The following is a 20,185-nucleotide window of genomic DNA, read 5'->3' as shown; positions in this document are numbered from 1 at the left end:
CCTCACAAAATTATTACAATGGCTTTTGCTCAAAAAAATATAGTCGGAATTGCGCGAAAAATGCACTTTACCACACTAAAGCACTAAGAGGGACTGTCCCTCTTAGTGCTTTAGTGTATTAAAGTGACTTTCAGCCATAAAAATAGGACAAGGGGCATTCCCCTTGTCCTTTCAACATCATTCTTCTATATATGGCTGTTCTCTCAAATGGCTAGTATGTTCAACCAGGTAAATGTAAAAGGTGTCATATTCCACCCACCGCAAAGGGATCGTCAGTTGGAGCTCATCACCCTTGTTGTAAACCATAATCTTCTTCCTGTCATAAATGACTTTCTTGATTTCATGAAGCGGGATGCTTTCTGTCTGTTTCCCCTTCACCTTAACAAGCTCGCGGCCAACAATGGCTACACGGCTGCGCTTTTTCTTCCCCAATTCATAGAGCGTCAGCAGACCGCCAATGATCGTAAATGCCACCGATATATATATTTCTTCATCAATGCCATTATAAAAAACTCTGCTCCAATGGCCGATGAGCAGGGCGTAGAAAAACCATAGACCTTTTGAAAGGCGTGGTGAACTCTCAAAATGGACGGCCTGCTCACTTTCCTGAAGATCTTCTTCCCGCTTTTTCAAGAAAAGCTCTTTATGTTCTTCAACTGTTCGTTTCTCCAAGGGCTCAAAATCTGTATAAGTGCCTTCCCACATCTCTGCGCTGTCCTCTTCCTCCTCGAGGATATAGCCGCCGACCCACGCTGTCAGAACCTCTTCGCCATGGAGGTAACTCATGAGATAGTAACGCAGCGGCTGTCCGTACGAATTGACGGTCTCGACTCTATCAACCACTTTGATGTCCTCAGGGAAAATATTCATTGGTTCCCCTTCTTCATCACTTAAAAATACAAGATAGGAAAATAAATGTGATTTTGCCAGAACAGGCTGTTTCTCTTTTACTGGAAATAGATGTTGTTTATTCTTCTCCGCCAAGCCCCAGTATAAGCTTCCTGCACTTTCTATATTCGTTGAAAGCTTTTCAAGGATACCGGCTTCGACTTCTACATTTTTATCGATACAAATCACAGCAGCCGTCGTGCTGATTTTCGGATCCTTGAATAGTACAGCCTCTTTCAGAAAAGCCTCTGTCTTTTCGGTAAAATAAAAGCTCATCAACCGGATAAGGGTGTTGATTCTATACCTAAGCAGATTATACGAGTCTTTCCAGGACCTATAAACATATTCAATTTTATAGTCCTTATCATAGGTAAGATATTCCGCTCGCAACTGTTCATAATCAGTAATCAGAGCAGGCAGAACTTTGGATTTTATATAGCCAGCTTCCACCCCAGACTCATTGATGGAAGCAATAAATGCGTAGTACATGTATTTATAGTGGGAGGAATCCAGTTTTTGAAGCGTCTTGTCCACGATTCCCCTTAAAAGCACAGGGAATTCGCAAAACTCATCCACCGGCAGATCGACTTCTTCCTCATTGATCAATTTCACGGCTTTGTCCTGAATATCACGGAAAATCCCTTCATCTTTTGTTAACAGCAAGCATTCCAGGGCTCTGACTCTCGCTTCAGGATCCAGCTTGTCAAAATTGAGAATCATCTCCTCAATGATTTCCGGCATGGGATAGTCACACACAAAATCAATTAATAGAAAAGAAGGGTTATCCCAGCCATCGACACGCTCCGGGAAAGAAGAAGCGGCTGACTTCACCATGTCTTTCAGCAATTCAATTCTAATTTGCAGATCATCTCGCTGCTTTAACTCATATAATTCCCCTAAAGCTTGAAACCGTTTATCGGCATCCCCACTATGCAGCTGCTTCATTATATTCCTGATTTTGATTTCGCTCATATTTTCCCCTTCTCTTCAAAAATTCAAAATCTTTCCTGATTTATTTTATTATAGGGAAAAAAGGACTACAATCTATCCTTGTACCTATATAAAATGGTAAATGTTAGTGTGTATTCATAAGGCGAATCAACCTCTCCCTCAGCTCATATCTTATAACTTTTACGTGAATCCCAACTTTTATCATATATAATAGGGACGTACATAATTGAAAAGGAGAAGAGGCTATGAATTCATCACCCGTTTTAGGGAAGGAACGGATTGTCACGATTGACATCATCCGTGGGTTTGCTTTATTCGGTATTTTTCTTGTGAACATGCCGGCCTTTCATTCAGCTGAGTTCTTGAGGGCTATATACGCGGTAGAAGCTGAATGGTCAGGTGCGGATTACTGGATCGATTTCTTTTTCACTTTATTCATTGATATGAAATTCTTCACGATGTTCTCGTTTTTATTCGGGCTCGGCTTCTATATTTTCATGAGCCGCGCAGAGGAGAAAGGATTGAAGGTAAAAAGCCTCTATCTTAGAAGAATTCTGGGACTGTTCCTGTTCGGGCTGGCCCACATCATTCTCCTTTGGTTCGGGGACATTCTGCACACCTATGCCTTGGCCGGACTGCTGCTATTATTCTTCTATAAACGGAAAATCAAGACGATGATCATTTGGGCCTTCAGTCTGCTCTTTGTCATCAATGTCCTGTATAGCCTGTCACTATTATTGCCAAGCGGCTTATTACAGAACTTCCAGGAGATGAATACGGCATCCTATAACCAACAGTATGATGAGTATGTCGCCGCCTATACGACTGCTGGATTTGGTGAGCTGATATCCTACCGGCTTGGCGCGGAAATCGTTCCGCTTATCTTCAATATCATCCCAGCTATGATTCCGGTTCTCGCCATGTTCCTCTTTGGACTCGCAGCCGGAAAGGCCGGTATATTCAAGCCTGATACTGAACACCTTGGGTTCATTCGCAAAATCAGGACCATCACTTTACTAATCGGGATTCCGCTTGTCATCCTGCTGGCTTTATTTAAACTGGAAATCCTCGGAGCCGGGATAAAAAATTCAGCGTACGTGCAGCTATTTACAAGCCTCAGCGGCGTGACTCTATGTATCTTCTATATTTCGGCTTTGACTCTGCTGCTCAGAAAAGAACAATGGCAAAAGAGGCTGCGCCCGCTCGGCTACGCCGGACAGATGGCACTGACAAACTATCTTTCGCAAACCATCATCTGTGTGAGCATCTTCGTTGGATTCGACCTCTATGAAAAAGTCAGCCTTTGGGCCGGTACACTGCTCGTTTTGGTGATCTTCGCCGCTCAAATCATATTCAGCTACTTCTGGCTGAAAAAATTTCAATTCGGCCCATTCGAGTGGCTGTGGAGATCCTTCACCTATGGCAAACTCCAGCCGATGAAAAAGAAAAATTCTGGGGCTGTAGAAAAAAGAGCAATCCTTTAACACATTAAAGCGCTAAGAGGGACAGTCCCTCTTAGCGCTTTAATGTGTTAAAGGGCATCTACCCTGTCGCTGACTCCCTTCTTCTGCTATACTTCTAGAATACCTTTCATTACAAAACTGAGGTGTTCTTCATGATTAACGCAACCGGCTGGGTGACCTTTTCCTACACACCCAAAGCCGTCAAAAACTATAAGCAAAAAGCCATCAAAACCATCAATAATTTCAGCAAGAACGGCAACAAGTTCGACGTCCAGACCGTGACGGCTCCATTCGACCGGGAAGGCGATATCGCCCTGCAGGTCAAATGCAACTTTGATATTTATATTAAAGAACGATACGGCTTCAGAGAGGGCACGGACTACATTCCTGTTGTAGGAGAGGAATTACAAGGATTGCTTCCGATGGCAGGGGTGCCGATTACGCAGATTACGAATATACAGAGGGTCTGAGGTTTCAGAGGTTTGCTGCCAAACACTTCAACGCATTAAAGCACGAAGAGGGACTGTCCCTCTTCGTGCTTTAAAGTGCTAAAGCGACTCTTCACTTACAACTTCTCCCCATTGCTGGCAATAACATCTTTATACCAGAAGAATGATTTCTTTCTGCTTCGTTCCAACGTACCGGTGCCATCATCATGTTTATCGACATAGATGAAACCATACCTTTTGGAATATTGGCCAGATGACGCACTGACTAAATCGATGCAGCCCCAAGATGTATAGCCAATAAGATCTACCCCATCTTCAACGGCTTCACCCATTGCTTTGATATGATCACGCAAATAATCGATACGGTAGTCGTCGTTGATACTTCCATCTTCTTCAACCTTATCGTAGGCGCCCAAGCCATTTTCCACAACCATCAACGGTTTTTGATAACGGTCATACAACTCATTCAACGCGACGCGAAGGCCAGTCGGATCAATTTCCCATCCCCAGTCACTTGCTTTCAGGAATGGATTTTTCACACCGCCAATGAGGTTACCTTCACCAATCTCCTCTGGTGTTTTCTCCTTTTTCTCTGTTCGGGACATGTAGTAACTGAACGAAATGAAATCAACCGTACCTTCTTTAATCGTCTCTAAATCGCCTTCTTGCATTTCGATCACAATATCATTTTCTTTGAAATATCGATTAATGAATGCCGAATATTCTCCGCGCACCTGTACATCTCCACAGAAAAAGTTAAAGATTCTTCCGTCTTCCAATGCGTGCATAACGTTTTCCGGGTTAGAATCGTAGGAATACGTTGGTGCGTAGATCAGCATATTGCCAATCTGTGACCCAGGGATGATCTGGTGACCCAGCTTGACCGCAATCGCACTTGCGACAAATTGATGGTGTAGACCCTGGAAACTTTCTTGCAGTTGTGTCTCTTTGCTCGCTGCCGAGAATCCCAAGCCAAACAGCGGGAAGTGAGTAGCTCCATTAATTTCATTAAACGTCAGCCAATACTTCACTTTATCTTTATAGCGGTTAAATAGAACCGTTACATAACGCTCGAAGAATTCAACCAATTTACGGTTCTTCCAGCCGCCATATTCTTTGATTAAGTGCAGGGGAGTTTCATAGTGAGCGATGGTCACCAATGGCTCGATTCCATGTTTATGTAGTTCATCGAAGACACGGTCATAAAAGGCCAGTCCTTCTTCATTCGGCTTCAACTCGTCCCCCTTAGGGAAAATTCGGCTCCAAGCGATACTCATTCGGAAGACTTTGAAGCCCATCTCTGCGAATAAAGCGATATCTTCCTTATAACGGTGGTAAAAATCAATCGCTTCATGGTTTGGATACGTATATTTTTCGGTATCCACCTCAAAATCAAAGCCAGGCTGCGCTAAAAGGCTAAGCCGAACTTTCCCGCCTGGTAATACATCCGCAAGGTTCGGGCCTTTGCCTCCTTCATTGTATCCACCCTCTAATTGATTGGCCGCTGTTGCGCCGCCCCATAAAAAGTTTTCCGGGAATTGATATGTTTTAGTCATGCTATTACCTCCTATTTTTTTATATGCAGCCTTACTTTCTTCCTCTCACAGGCTTACTCTTGGTCCATCGTTGCTCACAATAATCCCATCCCTTACGCCCAGCAGGCTGTCTGAAATCGAAAAGAACTGAATGCTTCCTTCTGATCAAAAGAAAGAAATAGATATGGTTTTCACCAGGCCCCAAAAAACCATATCTATTCATCTATTAAGCTTGAATATCAGCCAGGTTATTTGTGTGGATTTCTACAGATTTTTCTTCTGAAACTTTAATGCTGATCAGCGGATCATTAACATTAACAGCTCTCACTTTTGTTACTTCCATGCTTCCAAGATCGCTGTGGTTTGTAACGATCACTGGTGTAACCACTTCATACCCTGCTTCTTTTATTTTCTCAATATCGAACTCTACAAGAAGGTCTCCTGCTTTTACCTTATCTCCTTGTTTAATATGAGAAGCAAAATATTTTCCTTCTAATTGAACCGTATCAATCCCCACATGAATCAGGATATCCACTCCTTCATCTGAACTCAGGCCAATTGCATGCTTTGTTTTAAATAGCGTTGAAACCGTTCCGCTTACCGGGGCAACTACACGTCCTTCAGTTGGCAGAACAGCGATTCCTTTTCCCATTGCTTCTGAAGCAAACACTTTATCTGAAACCTCACTTAATGGAACGAGTTGACCCTTTAACGGACTCTCAATTGTGACACCTTTGTTAGGGGCACTCCCTGTGTTCTTCTCTAAAGGAGCTTCTTCTTTGTTTATTCCACCGAAGAAGTAAGTGAGGCCGAAAGCTAGAACCGTTGCCACTGAAGCAGCAATAATCGAACCTATGAAGGCAGTATTCAGACCTTCTTCCGGGTGAATCATACTTGGGAATTGGAATACTCCCATACCTCCTAACACATACCCTTTAGTACCGAAAAAACCTAACAGCGCTCCACCGACTGCCGATGAGATAAGAGTGAAAACAAATGGTTTTTTAAGCGGCAAAACAATTCCGTACAAGCCAGGCTCAGTAACCCCAAAGACAGCTGAAATAAAGGATGGTATACTAAGTGATTTTGTTTTTGTATTTCTCGTTTTCACCCAAACTGCTAAAATGGCCCCTGCTAAAGCAAACGAATGAGCAAATAAAAGAGCTAAAATTGGGTCCGCACCTTGAGAGGTAATGTTGTTAATGATAATTGGGACAATTCCCCAGTGAAGACCAAACATAACGAACACTAACCAGAATCCACCAACGAACGCTCCTGCAATGACTGGACTTAAGTCATATGCAGCTGAAGTCGCCAGCCCTACCAAATGACTTGCCCAAGTTGCGATTGGTCCTATTGCAATAAAAGTCAACGGAACAATAATCAGTAACGTGAACATTGGCACGAAGAATGTTTTTACAACTGATGGAACCACTTTTGCTAAAAATCTTTCTACCTTCGCTGCGAAAAACGCAGAAATGATAATAGGGATAACAGACATTGAGTATGTCATCAAGATAACTGGTACACCGAAAAATTCAATATAAACAGGTGATTCAAACATCGTACCCGTAAATAGTGTATATAATGGTTCTCCTGCCCCTGGAATTCCTTCAAGCGCCGGGTAGACCAAGATCATCGCAATGACCATACCTAAAAACGGAGTGCCTCCAAACTTTTTCATTGCCGTGTAACCCAGGATGATTGGCAGGAAGTAAAAGATTCCATCTCCGATTGCATTTAGAATCTGGTAGGTTCCGCCTGTATTATCAAGCCAACCGAGAGCAACAAACAAAGCATTAAACCCTTTGATCATACCTGAAGCAGCTAACACTCCAAGGATCGGAATGAAAATACCTGAAATCATATCAATAAAGCGGCTTAAGAATCCACCCTTTTCTTCCTCACCATCTTGTTCCGAAGCGGAATCGAAACCTCCAGCCGAAACAACTTTTTTGTAAACTTCCGGTACATGATTACCGATAACTACTTGATATTGCCCGCCGCTCTGCCTGACCGTTACGACTCCGTCATGATTAGTCAGTGCCTTCGTATCCGCTTTTCCTTCGTCTTTCAATCTGAAACGGAGTCTGGTAACACAGTGAGTGACACTGATGACATTTTCTTTACCACCAACTAAATTCAGAATATCCTTTGCTAATTTCTCATGGCTCATGCCATTACACCCCCTTGATAATTTGAAAACATTTTTATACAGAAAAAAACCTAAACTACGTGAAGAACAGACATAGAATATCTGTCATTCCCGTAACTTAGGTTTTGCCTCACAGAGTAACAATCCTAAACGGAAAGTCTATTTACTTGTTTACTACACGTTCGATATGGATCGTCAGATAGAGGATTTCTTCTTCCGTCAACTCATATCGATATTGCTTTTCCACAAACTTTTTGATCTTTAAGGAACACTGATAAGCATCAGGATACTTGTTCATAATGACGTTCAAGAGGTCGTCTTTCCCCTCTTTATAGTGCTCACCTTTCACTAAGCGATGAGCAAAGAACTTTAGATGGGTAATGAACCGGTGGTAGTTCAAGGAATTCTCATCAAACTCAACTTTAAAGCTGTATTTCACGATGGTTAAGATGTCTTGAATCACCTTGGTCATGTCAACGGTATTCGTCATATCCTCATTCAGCTGGGCATTGACCAGATGCAAAGCGATAAAGCCGGCCTCATCCTCAGGTAAAAGAACTCCGAAACGATCACAGATCTTATCCAATGCCTCAAGCCCGATTTCAAATTCCTCTTTATAAAGGTTCTTGGTTTCCCAGAGCAGCCCATTTTTGATTGGCAGATTGTTATGAAACCGTTCAATCGCAAAATGGATGTGATCCGTTAAAGAAATATAAATACTGTCATTTAACTTCTTCCCAAGCTTTTCTTTGGCATAATGAATGATTCCTTCCGACAGCTCCATATATTCCATGGGGATATCGGCAATCAAGGTCTTAAACTTCTTTGTGATATCCTGGTCTTCCAAAGTGAAGATCTTTTCTACCTTCTCTTCATCGATGTCCTCTCCAACCTTTTTATTGAAGGCGATTCCCCGCCCCATTACAATAACTTCCTGGTTGTCTTTCAAAGAGACAATCACATTGTTGTTCAGTATTTTACTAATCTTCACTTTGTCCACCTCCGATAACAAAAAAGGCAAAACCTTCCCCGTTTAACAAGGAATCGGTTTTGCCTGATTTAACAGTAACAATCCGTTCTGTATGCGCTTACTCATTATATTACATCAACAATCAGCTCTGTGCAACAACTTTTTATAAAGTTCAGAAAATAATCATGACTATTGGGGGAGGACTTATGACCAACACTATACAAGCCGCTCAGCTGGATGGTAGTAAAAATCCTTTAACCACATGGGAGAAATTCCGATTATAATCATTAACCATCACCATTACATAGAAAAAGAGACAAGGTTTACCCCTCGCCCCTCACTCTTTAAACCGTATATTTAACAACCTCACCCTGGTCATCCACATAGTTAATGACGGATTGGTTAGTGTTCAAATCAATAGATAAGGTACACTTCTTACTACCCTTTTCCCAAGAAAGGTTTACTTCTTCTTTTGAGGATGCCAACACTGTGAACTCACCATTGAAGGCATCGTATTCATTTCTGAACCTGATAAGCTTCAACAACCGCTTCACGACATCCTTGCCAAGAGACTCTTCAATCTCCTCCACGCTGAAGTTGTGGCGGTTGATTTCGCGACCATCGCCTGTTTCCTTGATTTTCTCTTCATCATTTTCGCCTGCCAGCAAACCTACGTAGTAAACCTGCGGCACTCCCGGTGCGAAGAATTGAATGGCACGGGCAGCCAGATAAGCGTCATCATCACAATCCAGCATGGAGTAGTAAGTACCCCTGATCTGGTGCACATCAAAGCCGTCTTCCGCTTTATGTTCATCAGACAGGATAAGGCTCAGGTTTGACCCTCTTTCTACACAGACATCAACCAACGCTCTTGCTTCTTTTGTATCAATCAACTCATCCAAGTCCGGCTTGACAGGCACACCGTCATGACAGTCAAGCATGGTGAATTGTTTGGACGGACGGTCTTTTAAATAGTCCACCAACGCCACACTTGATTTGTTTATTAACGTATCAAGGACTCTGTAAGGTAAAATAAAGTCATAGATCCAGCAGTCGTATTCAGCGAGTTTATATTGAATCGAGTAATGAGAATGCACTTCTGGCAGCAATTCGATATCCAACGAATCCGCAAGCTCCATTACCCAGTCCAAAAACTTATAGATATCCGGCTCAACGAAAAAGCAGCTTGTCCCTAACTTCTTAATAACGTATCCTACTGCATCCAGTCTTACGATTTTGATATTTTGCTTTTTGAAATTCATAAAGAACTCAGTGAACAGTTCTTTTACCTTTTCAGAGTGAACATCAAAGTCGATCTGCTCGGAAGGATCCGTTTTTCCAAATGTTGTCCAAACTCTTTCTTCTTCACCCGTTTCTTCAATTGTAAAAGTGGAGTAAGGGACTTTTCTGCGCAGGAACATTTTATCAATGTCTTCCTGGACGGGATTTCCGTCTTCCCAAATTTTATCTAATGTAATAAATAGATCCGCATACTCTGACTCTCTTCCTTTTTTCAGGAAGTCCTGAAAATACGGCGATTGCTTAGAAATATGGTTCACCATTAAATCTACGAGAATATCAAAATTCTCCCCGATTTTTCTGATATCTTCCCAAGTACCAAAGTTTGGGTCTATCTCTAAATATGTCAATGGAGCAAATCCTCTATCGCCTGATGAAGGGAAAGGCGGCAGGATGTGCACACCGCCTTTGAACACATCATGAAAATGCTTCAGCAGCATCTGATTGAGTACCTTCAAATCTCCTCCCATGGAGTCAGGGTAAGTAATGAGCTGCACTTGGTTTTTTACTGTCATGACTGATCATACCTCCTCTAATTGAAATTGTTCTTTAATGAGTTCAAGCGCAGGCAATTCCACGACTGCCCCTGTATACCGCAACTTAAAGGCACTAACAGCAAAGCCCAGCTTTAACGCTTCCCTGATGGTATTTCCTTTAATTAAAGCAGTGTAAAACCCAGACCAGAAGGCATCACCTGCTCCAGTCGTATCCACTATTTCCGTTGCCAGAGTGTCAAAACGCAGGGTTTCCCGTCCATTGGAAACAAGTGCTCCCTCTTTCCCCAGTGTCATGATGACGAGTTTTGCCCCCAGATCCAGAAACTTCTTAACATGATTTTCATGTGTGTCCTTACCAAATAACCGCTCTGCATCATCTTCAGATGGCTTCACGATATCAACCTTGCTGACTATTTCTTTCACAAATTCAACGCCGTCTTCTCCCCTTTGCCAAATCGCCGGATGATAATTCGGGTCGAACCCTATTAATAAATTACTTTTTCTGGCAGCATCCATTACCTTTTCAACTGTCTCCCGTACCGGCATTCTTGAAATGGGCCAGCAGGAAAAGTGAAGGATCCTTGAGTTTTCAAGAGCCTCTTCAATTTCCGGGGTATAGGTCAGATGGTAATCGGCTTCACGGTAAAAAATGGGGATTGGAGTAGATTTGCTTTTATTTACAAGCACCATACTGGTCGCGTAATCTACTTCCTGAATACATTTGGTGTCAATCTGGGCATTTTGCAAATGCTTAATAAGAAAATCCCCTAGCCCATCTTTACCGACTGCAGAAGCGACAAGGGAATTGATACCCAGCTTTTTCACATTCATCGCTATATTAGAGGGCGAACCACCAAAAAACCTCTTATAGGAACCGCTTTCATGATTGTCATTATAGTCGTCTGATATCATATCAACTAGAAGCTCACCGACAGTAAGGATATCATTATCTTTTTTCTCGAATTCTATCTTTTCATCAAATTGAAACATGTCATTTAATCCCCCTAAAAGGGATAGACAAAATAACCGGCTACCCCTATCTTTCTTATTGGATTCGATATACCCTTGTCTCATATGGCTTCAATTCAAGTTGTTTTACAGCTCCATGATCTGCCACTTCATAATTGGATAACAATAAATCTGACCCTTCTACCGAGAAGTCAAGATCCTCTTCCCAAGCTGCATGTTCGCCTGTAAGGTTGGAGAACACAACCACTTTTTCATCATCTAAGGTACGTGTATATCCATAAATTTGAGGATGTTCATCCAGAATCAGATCATAAGTTCCGTAACTGAATACTTCATTTTCTTTTTTCATTTTAATCATGTTCTTATAGAAATGAAGAATCGAATTTTTGTCCCCAAGCTGTTTTTCCACATTAATGTTCTTATAATTCTGGTTAACACCTAACCACGGGGTACCCGTTGTGAAACCGGCATTTGGCTCTGCAGACCATTGCATTGGAGTTCTGGAATTATCACGGCTGGATGACCAGATGACTTTCATGATGTCTTCATGCGCCACTCCTGCAGCACGCTTATAACGATACATATTTTTATCCGCAACATCATTGTAATCTTCTATAGAATCGAACTTTACATTCGTCATCCCTATTTCCTGCCCCTGATAGATAAAAGGCGTCCCGTGCATAAGAAAATACATAGATGCCAGTGCCGTTGAACTTTCATACCAATATTCTTTATCATTTCCCCAGGTCGATATTTTGCGGGGCTGATCATGATTTTCAATGAATAGCGCGTTCCAGCCCTTGTTTTCCAGAGCTTTCTGCCATTTTGTCAATGTCGTCTTCAGTCCAAGGATATCAAGAGGTTCATCATCTTCTGCACTCCATAAGTTCAGGTGTTCAAATTGGAAGACCATGTTGAATTTACCTTTCTCTTCCCCAATCCATTCTTCGAGATCTTCTTCATCCTCAACCTTTACTCCATTTGCTTCACCAACTGTCATGATGTCGTATTTCGCAAAGGTTTCTTCTTTTAATTCCTGAAGGTACTTATGGATGCCCTTCACGTTCATGTGTTTATCAAAGGAAGGGACATATTCTAACCCTTTAGGATTTGGCATATCTGCCAGACCTTCCTCTTTGTTGATATGACTGATGGCATCCACGCGGAAACCGTCAATCCCTTTATCCAGCCACCAATTGACCATATCGTATAAGGCATTCCGGACATTGGGGTTTTCCCAGTTGAGATCCGGCTGCTTGGTTGAAAAGATATGCATGTAGTACTGTTCTGTTTTTTCATCAAACTGCCATGCTGATCCGCTGAAGATACTTTCCCAGTTATTCGGCTCTTTCCCATCCTTGCCATCCCGCCAGATATACCAATCACGCTTGGGGTTATCTTTAGAGGACCTTGACTCAATGAACCATGGATGCTCATCACTTGTGTGGTTAATAACCAGATCAATGATCAGCTTCATCCCGCGTGCATGGACCTCATGCAGTAATTGATCAAAGTCTTCCATGGTCCCAAATTCATCCATAATATCTTGATAGTCGCTTATATCATAGCCATTATCGTCATTGGGGGAACTATAAAGCGGACAAACCCAGATCACATCAATCCCCAAGTCTTTTATATAATCTAGTTTGGAGATGATTCCTTGAATATCACCGATGCCATCTCCATTTGAATCCATAAAGCTCCGCGGATAGATTTGATAGGCCACGGCTTCTTTCCACCATACTTTGTTCATAATGCGCCTCCTTATTTATTGATTAATTCCTTGCAGCTTTTCTGGGTTATCAGGCACTTGCATTTCACTGTTTATAGTCGATTTTCTTCTATTGATATAGAGCCTATAAAAGGTTGAAAAAGAAAGGAATGCAAGCAGGGTCCCTGAGAAAAATAGGGTCATAAACAGAGGACCTGCAATGCTGCCATAAATCATCATGGCACTAATCAGAAAAGTAACGAGTGACAGCAATGGCATTCCTATCGTAATCATGAAAGCTTTCTGGATTAATTGCCTTACCTTCAAGTGGTAATGACTCATGAGAGAAAAGAAGTTGATAGAAATGACGTATAGCAGTACGCCAAACACACAAAAGGAAAAAAACAACACGGTATTTTCATCTTTATAATAGAAGAAGTTACTTCCCCAAATACTCCATAAGACCGTCAGGATTAATCCGCCCGCTAAACTGCTTCGGTAATTCTCACGGTAGTATTTCCAATATCGCTTCACAAGTCCAACATCTTCATCCTTTATGATCCAGTCTCTCACCGATGCAAACAAAGCTGCCGTCGAGGGGAAAAACACAAAAGGCACCAGACCAGCTGCAAGTATCCATAGCAATATTTGTTCAGGCTGGCTGCCTGCGTATCCTGCAGAAACAAGGAGTAAAACAAGAGGAAGATTGAAAAGGATCCACAGAATATTCACAACCGAAAAACGCATGATCCATTCACTCACCCTATACAAACCGCTGGATATTCCTGCTCTCTTCATCTAAATCCTCCTGCCTTTCTCTTATTCTGCGCTAGGTTATTTCACAGCACCTTCCGATACCCCTTCAATAATCTGCTTTTGGGCAAAGAAGTAGCCGACAATAACCGGAATGATGGCAAGCGTCAGTCCTGCCAGAGCCAGATGCCATTGCTTGGTATACTGCCCAAAAAAGAAGAACATTTTCAACGGAATGGTTGCTGTATCCTGACTCAACACAAGAGATGGAAGCAGGTAATCATTCCAGATCCAAATTGTATTCAAAATGGCAACCGTCACTGATATAGGTTTTAGCAGCGGGAAAATAATCCGGGTGAACACTTGGAATTTATTCGCCCCATCAATGGTTGCCGCTTCATCCAGTGAAGCAGATACCCCAGTCATCGCACCGTGGTAAAGAAATATAGATAAACTGCAGCCAAATCCCAGATACATAAAAATCAATCCTGCCGGGTTCAACATATCCACCTGCCCGAAGATAGAGACAAGCGGGATCATCACGGATTGAAACGGAATTAACATCGCGGCTACAAAAATCAACAGGAGCACACTGCTCAATTTACTCTTGTTCCTGGCAAGGGCATATCCAGCCATTGAAGAGAAGAAGACGATAATCACGATACTGATCACCGTAATCAGCAAGGAATAAAAAAGTGAATTCAAGAAATCCAACTCTTCAAACGCTTGCACAAAGTTGGAAAATTCCAGCTCATCCGGCATACCGAGCACACCCATGAAGATCTCTTTTTTGGTTTTGAAGGCATTGACTAACATCAAATAGAAGGGGGACAGCCATAATAATCCAAGCAATATGGCTAGTATTTCTATACCAATCGACTTACGCTTGCTCTTCATTACATGTCCACCTCTCTCTTTTTATTGTAGTAAACCTGCGTAAGAGCAATGATTGCAATTATGATGAAGAAGACAATCGCTTTCGCCTGACCATACGCCAATTGGTTTTCTGTATACGCTGTTCTAACGATTTCCATTGCGACCATTTGCGTAGAATCAAACGGTCCACCGTTCGTTAATGACAAGTTTTGATCATAAATTTTAAATGAAGTCGATAAGGTTAAGAACATACTTACCGTAAACGCTGGAGCGACAAGCGGGAATGTAATATTTCTGAATCGCTGGAAGCTGTTGGCCCCGTCCATTTCAGCGGCTTCTATAAGTTCATTCGGGATATTCTGCAAGTAAGCGATATAAATGATCATGATGTAACCAGCCATTTGCCAGCATGTCAAAATGACGATGCCCCAGAAACCGGTTGTTGTCGTTGACAGCCACCCTTGAAGGGAAGGCATACCCAGAAGCTGGCCAACATTACCGAATACATTGACAAAAATAAACTGCCAAATGAATCCTAAAATAAGACCGCCAATTAAATTGGGCATAAAAAAGATCGTTCTTAAGAAATTGCTCGTTTTAATCTTCCTTGTTACCAATACCGCCAAGCCCAGTCCCAACGCATTCAGCAGCAATACGGTGACAATGGTGAATTTCACTGTGAACCATATAGCATTCAAAAATTCGCTATCATTGATTAAGTTTTTATAATGCTCCAACCCTATGAAACTATTAACCGTTAAGCCATTCCAATCCGTGAATGAATAATAGGTACCCAATAATAAGGGAAGGATGACGACAATACCCAGGGCCAGGAATACCGGTGCCAGGAATAGCCAAAATGAAAGGTCTCTATTTCTCACAACTAACGCCTCCAGTGTATTTTTAGAGAAAAACCTTCTTAATGTAATCAAGCTAACAAAGCTATAAGCTTTGTTAGCTTGTAAGTTTGAGATTATTGACGAGGCTCTTCCCATTTTTGGATAGAATTGCTCACTACTTCTTCCCAAGTCATTTCACCGGCAATATATTTTTGCATGTTTGCACCAAGTACATCGCTCCAAGCGTTACTAGGATATCCTGCAAACACCCAGCCAATAGTATTTCCATTTGATGAATACTCATAAATATCTTTTGAAAGAGGATCTGCTATCTTTCCAGCATCATACCCTTCATAAGCAGGGATGAAGTTAAATTCAGTTACTACAGTTTCTTTTCCGACCTCAGAAGTGTTCATCCAGTCAAGGAAATCTTTAGCTGCCTGAACAGTTTCTTCATCTTTATTTTTATTTACAGCCCAGTAGTTTGGAACACCAACTGGAATGCTGCCTTCATACCCTTCAACTGGAATTGGCAATATACCAATGTTTTGTGCAAGTTCCGGATCCATTTGGTCGATGGAAGGGAATACCCAGTTACCTTGTTGAATCATCGCTACTTGCTCTAGAGAGAAATATTGTTCAACCTGCTGAGAATAGTCGACATTCAATGTTGGCTGTATGGAATATTCAGTTTGAAGGTCCAGCATCCTTTGCAGCTCGTCGCCTCTTTCAAACTCAACTGTCTTGGCATTGTAGGCTTCCAGAACATCATTGTTGAATTCCGGTGCTAAATATACGTTCGACAAGTGATTACCAACAACCCATTTTTCTTTACCAGCTAAGGCGAATACCGCTTCCAACCCTAACTCTTCCTTCTTGCTGTCCAGTGTTTTGACTGCTTTTTGAAGATCTTCATATGTTTTAATCGCAGATGGATCGATGCCAGCTTTTTCAAAGATGGATTTGTTGTAGATAAAGCCATATCCTTCCTGGTTATACGGCAGCCCCAACACTTTATCTCCGTCTGTCACAGAAGCAAGTGTACCCGGAAGTGCAAGATTAGCAGATTCAGTATCAGATAGATCCGCTAGATACTCCTTGAATTGTTCTGCTTCAGAAGGACCTGAAACACTGAAGATTTCCGGTTCGTCGCCAGAAGAGAACTTCGTTTTCAGAGATCCAAGATAATCCGTTCCCCCGCCTACAGCCGTGAACTTGATATCTACATTCGGATTTTCTTTTTCATAGACTTCGACCATCTCTTCAAATTGATCTTTAATCTCTACCTTCCCTTGGTAGACTTCCAGCGTGATCTTATCACCCTGCGCTCCTGAATCTCCCTCCGAAGAACAGCCCGCTAAAATAAGACTTGATGTGATGACTCCAGTTGATAAAAAAGATAACATTTTTTTCATTTATATAAATCCTCCTCAAAAATAAAACTTTATTGTAAGTGCTTTCATGAACTCATCTTACTATGGTAAAATGCATATGTCAAACGTTTTCATAAATTATTAGTTGAAGGGTAATTTTGAGCTCTTTTTTCGAGAGTTATTAATGAAAAATCAGCCACTCTACTCATAAAACCCTTATATATAGCTGGTTTTCCGGTGTGGTAATGTTACCACATTTTCATATAAGGATATTGCTTTTTAACTACGGATTACTTATTATTCGGATATAAAACTAAGTATAGATTAAAAGTTTCTACTTTTTTATATCCCCCAAAACGTACCCTAGAAGGTGTTGAATAAAATGGTAAATATTAAGGATGTTGCCACCCGGGCTGGAGTTTCAGTCACCACAGTCTCCCGGGTATTGAATAATCGTGGATATATAGGAAAGGAGACAAGAAAAAAGGTTGAGGAGGCGATGGCTGAAATTAACTATTCTCCCAATCAATTAGCCCGTGCCCTCCAAAAAAGCCAGTCTTATATTTTAGGCATCATAGTACCTGACTCTAATCACCCATTTTTCTCTGAGTTGATCAAACATGTAGAAATCACGGCAAATGAACACAATTACAAAGTGTTGATCTGCAACTCGCTGGACCAGCCTGAAAAAGAGGCAAAATATATCAGCATGCTCAAAGAAAATAGAGTTGACGGGATCATAATGTGCAGTCATACACTAGATGTCGAGGAGTACACAAAAGTGAACTTTCCAGTCGTGACCTTCGACCGGGTGATCGCAAATCAATTTCCTTACGTAGCTTCTGATAACTATAGAGGTGGAGAGATGGCTGCAGAACACCTAATCGAATCCGGGTGTAAGAGACTATTGCATATATCGGGGCCTTTGAAGTTGGACTTGCTGCCAAACAGGCGTACCGACGCTTTCAGACTGACATGCCTGAAGCACAACATTCCTCATGAAGTTATGGAAGTTTCCCAGGACAATTTAACATTTGAGTATTTTACCGAGTTTATTAAAAGGGAAGTGTCTGAGAAGCTCAGGGAGTTTGATGGGGTATTCTGCAGTAACGATATAGCAGCCTACGCACTATATCTCTATGCTGCTAAGAATAACATTAAAGTGCCCCAACAATTAAAGATAGTCGGCTATGACTACCATAGCTTCACAAGAATGCTTCAAACACCAAAACTCACTACAATTGCACAGCCAGTGAGCCGCTTAGGAAAGATTTTAAGCACTACTATCATCAACATGGTTGAAACCAAGGATCTGGAGTCTATTAATAATTCAATTATCGACGTGATGCTTATAAAAGGAGAGACAACATAAGAGATGACAGGATTGTATAACGGAGCAAAGTGTGGATGGCAGAATAAAAAAGAAGAAGCAGCTTTTGCTACTCATAAATGACAGCGGTTTCAAATTAACTGGATGGAATTGTCACGCCTGAGGTCAGGGTCAAGCCTCAGACTTGAGGATATTGGATGTATTTCATCAAGAAGATTATTAAGAGCCCAGAAAAGCGTCTCTCCCTTTAAAGGTGTGAGACTCTTTCTGGGCTCTTCTTTAATACTACCTGATCATACTTTTTTCCATAAGGTATTTAGATTCCTATTTCACTAATCTAAACTCCAACCCTTTTTTCCTCATCAGAAACTTAAGTCCCTCTCTAAAAGTCGAATGAGTAATAAACCTGCTGGTATCGACTCCAGAAGTAATGATCTTATGGGCAAACTTTGGGGAGAACCCTACGAAAATCGTGTCTACGCCCATTAACTTCAACCCGGCCTGGACTTCACCGATCTGTTGGATCAAGTAAGGCAAGCCAAGTGTCTCAACGTCTAACTGACTAATGCCGGTAAAATCAATAAGCACGGTATCTGCCTTTTGTTTTTGTATGCTAAATAAGATTCTGGTCTTAATATCATCTAAACGCTTTTCATTTAACACCCCTGTCAAAGGCACCAATATGGTATTGGGAATGACAGACGGGATAATCGGTGTTGAAAGTTCTTCGATCTGCCTCTCGTATTCCCTGACCTTTTCTTTAAGACGAGCATTTTCCTCTTTCAGGTTTTGCAAATCGCTCATTCATTTCCACCTCATAAGAATACTTTTAACACCATTATACCACTCTTATGAATATTGGTAGTTTTATTGATGGCTTTATTTCAAACCCCCAAGTCAACTAATCTAGTTGATAAGGAGAAATCAACGCATGCTGGGAAGCTGTCAAAAGATCGCGCCACACCCGATTAAACGGCGTAACCTGGTCGGACGCATACATCCCTAAGTAAGGATACAGAGTAAAAGCAGCTTCCCGAACTCCCTGAGAAACTCTTGCACACACCTTACCAACCTCTGTGTATTGCTTTTCTGTCGAATCTCCCGCTATATGGAGGTGCCAATTGGAATCGACCGTCTCATAATAAGTCCTCCTCAATGTTTCCAGCCTGGCTTCCTGTTCATCCAGCATACTTTTTAGCACGGTTTTTTTAGAGGAATCCTCTCCAAGAAGCCCTTCGTAAGACCTTGCTTCCTCTAGTAAACGACATCCCAGCCCAAGAAGTACGGCTGTAAACGATACTTTAGCAAAAGGTAAAAAGGGATACGTGAAGACCGGCCCTTCTACGAGGCCGTTGGATTCATTAATCGAAAACGTCCGCTCGTCGGGAACAAACACATCTTCAACTTTAATCGTATGGCTGCCGGTCGCCTTCAGCCCAAATGCACTCCAATCCTTCACGACCTGAACTTGCTCCGGAGTAAAAGCAAAAGCTCTCATTTCAGATTCTATTCCTTCAATCACCGCATTCGCCGTAAAAGTGGTCGCAAACTGGGCACCTGAGCAATACTTCCATTCTCCCGTGACACGGTATCCTCCTTCACACTTCACAGCTGTTCCAGTCGGGGTCCCGCTTCCCGCAATCACCGCATCCGCAGGCAGAAACACGTCTTCAAGGACCTCTTCCTTCATATTACCGGAGAAAAAGCCGCCGCCCGAACCAATCGTTACAAGCCAGCCGAAGCTGCCGTTGATGGAGGAAGCCTCTTCAAAGATTCGGATACTCTCTGGAAGAGATATCATTCTCCCACCAAGACTCTTAGGAACAAACAGTTTGAATAGTTGTTTTTCATGGATGATATCGAGGAGTTCTCTCGGAACATTCCCTTCCTGGTCCATTTGTTTTTCATATGAGCGGATTATTTCTGCTTTTTGTTCTGTGAATTCTTGCATTTTGGGTCACCTCAAGCTTTCTCACGTAATATATCCATCAAAAGTTAATCACCTTGCCTATAGACTCGTTAAAGGGGCCAGTGAGTTTCCTTTATTGACGGGAGATTGTCCCATTAACTGGCTAATTATACAATTTTAGAACAATGACTGTGCATATCCTCAGCACAACCCGTTTC

Annotated in this window: 16 protein-coding genes; 3 read left to right on the top strand and 13 right to left on the bottom strand. The window is 41.9% G+C overall.

The features are described 5' to 3' along the window. Positions 1–177: 177 nt before the first annotated feature. Entirely contained in the window at positions 178–1,860 is a 1,683-nt protein-coding gene (locus tag V1502_RS02735) for a hypothetical protein (protein ID WP_409252866.1), read from the bottom strand. Between the two features lie 224 nt (positions 1,861–2,084). Here V1502_RS02735 and V1502_RS02730 point away from each other — a divergent pair, with 224 nt between their 5' ends. Beyond that, positions 2,085–3,323, top strand: coding sequence for a DUF418 domain-containing protein (locus V1502_RS02730; protein WP_409252865.1), 1,239 nt, complete (start codon positions 2,085–2,087; stop codon positions 3,321–3,323). A 131-nt stretch (positions 3,324–3,454) separates the two neighbouring features. Then, positions 3,455–3,772 carry a hypothetical protein gene (locus V1502_RS02725; protein WP_409252864.1) on the top strand — a complete coding sequence of 106 codons (318 nt, stop codon included), beginning with the start codon at positions 3,455–3,457 and terminating at the stop codon, positions 3,770–3,772. A gap of 95 nt (positions 3,773–3,867) precedes the next feature. Here the strand turns inward: V1502_RS02725 and V1502_RS02720 are convergent, their stop codons facing one another. From V1502_RS02720 to V1502_RS02675, 10 genes are all read right to left on the bottom strand, one after another. Continuing rightward, positions 3,868–5,307, bottom strand: coding sequence for a glycoside hydrolase family 1 protein (locus tag V1502_RS02720; RefSeq protein ID WP_409252863.1), 1,440 nt, complete (start codon positions 5,305–5,307; stop codon positions 3,868–3,870). 205 nt (positions 5,308–5,512) lie between these two features. Next, positions 5,513–7,462, bottom strand: coding sequence for a beta-glucoside-specific PTS transporter subunit IIABC (locus V1502_RS02715; RefSeq protein WP_409252862.1), 1,950 nt, complete (start codon positions 7,460–7,462; stop codon positions 5,513–5,515). A 142-nt stretch (positions 7,463–7,604) separates the two neighbouring features. Beyond that, positions 7,605–8,432 carry a BglG family transcription antiterminator LicT gene (gene licT / locus V1502_RS02710; RefSeq protein WP_409252861.1) on the bottom strand — a complete coding sequence of 276 codons (828 nt, stop codon included), beginning with the start codon at positions 8,430–8,432 and terminating at the stop codon, positions 7,605–7,607. Between the two features lie 323 nt (positions 8,433–8,755). Beyond that, complete coding sequence (gtfA, locus tag V1502_RS02705; protein ID WP_409252860.1) at positions 8,756–10,225, bottom strand: sucrose phosphorylase; 1,470 nt, start codon at positions 10,223–10,225, stop codon at positions 8,756–8,758. A gap of 6 nt (positions 10,226–10,231) precedes the next feature. Next, entirely contained in the window at positions 10,232–11,197 is a 966-nt protein-coding gene (locus V1502_RS02700) for a carbohydrate kinase family protein (RefSeq protein ID WP_409252859.1), read from the bottom strand. Between the two features lie 55 nt (positions 11,198–11,252). Next, positions 11,253–12,929, bottom strand: a complete 1,677-nt coding sequence (locus V1502_RS02695; protein WP_409252858.1) for a glycoside hydrolase family 13 protein — start codon at positions 12,927–12,929, stop codon at positions 11,253–11,255. 15 nt (positions 12,930–12,944) lie between these two features. Then, complete coding sequence (locus V1502_RS02690) at positions 12,945–13,685, bottom strand: YesL family protein (protein ID WP_409252857.1); 741 nt, start codon at positions 13,683–13,685, stop codon at positions 12,945–12,947. A 36-nt stretch (positions 13,686–13,721) separates the two neighbouring features. Next, positions 13,722–14,537: a carbohydrate ABC transporter permease gene (locus V1502_RS02685; RefSeq protein WP_409252856.1), complete on the bottom strand. Its 816-nt coding sequence runs from the start codon at positions 14,535–14,537 to the stop codon at positions 13,722–13,724. Continuing rightward, positions 14,537–15,397: a carbohydrate ABC transporter permease gene (locus V1502_RS02680; protein ID WP_409252855.1), complete on the bottom strand. Its 861-nt coding sequence runs from the start codon at positions 15,395–15,397 to the stop codon at positions 14,537–14,539. Before V1502_RS02680 ends, V1502_RS02685 begins: the two co-directional genes overlap by 1 nt. Before the next feature lie 92 nt (positions 15,398–15,489). Then, complete coding sequence (locus V1502_RS02675; protein ID WP_409252854.1) at positions 15,490–16,770, bottom strand: ABC transporter substrate-binding protein; 1,281 nt, start codon at positions 16,768–16,770, stop codon at positions 15,490–15,492. Positions 16,771–17,110: 340 nt separating this feature from the next. Here V1502_RS02675 and V1502_RS02670 point away from each other — a divergent pair, with 340 nt between their 5' ends. Beyond that, a complete protein-coding gene (locus V1502_RS02670; RefSeq protein WP_409252853.1) occupies positions 17,111–18,100 on the top strand; it encodes a LacI family DNA-binding transcriptional regulator in 990 nt (329 codons plus the stop codon). A gap of 282 nt (positions 18,101–18,382) precedes the next feature. On the opposite strand, the gene V1502_RS02665 is transcribed toward V1502_RS02670, so the two are convergent. Both V1502_RS02665 and V1502_RS02660 read right to left on the bottom strand, forming a co-directional pair. Beyond that, a complete protein-coding gene (locus V1502_RS02665) occupies positions 18,383–18,862 on the bottom strand; it encodes an STAS domain-containing protein (RefSeq protein ID WP_409252852.1) in 480 nt (159 codons plus the stop codon). Positions 18,863–18,959: 97 nt separating this feature from the next. Further along, on the bottom strand, positions 18,960–20,009 hold the full coding sequence (locus tag V1502_RS02660) for an acyl-CoA dehydrogenase family protein (RefSeq protein WP_409252851.1): 1,050 nt from the start codon (positions 20,007–20,009) through the stop codon (positions 18,960–18,962). Between the last annotated feature and the right edge of the window lie 176 nt (positions 20,010–20,185).

It is taken from the genome of Rossellomorea sedimentorum (assembly GCF_046237645.1).
Classification (GTDB): Bacteria; Bacillota; Bacilli; order Bacillales; family Bacillaceae_B; genus Rossellomorea; species Rossellomorea sedimentorum.
This window is presented reverse-complemented; position numbering and strand designations above follow the sequence as displayed.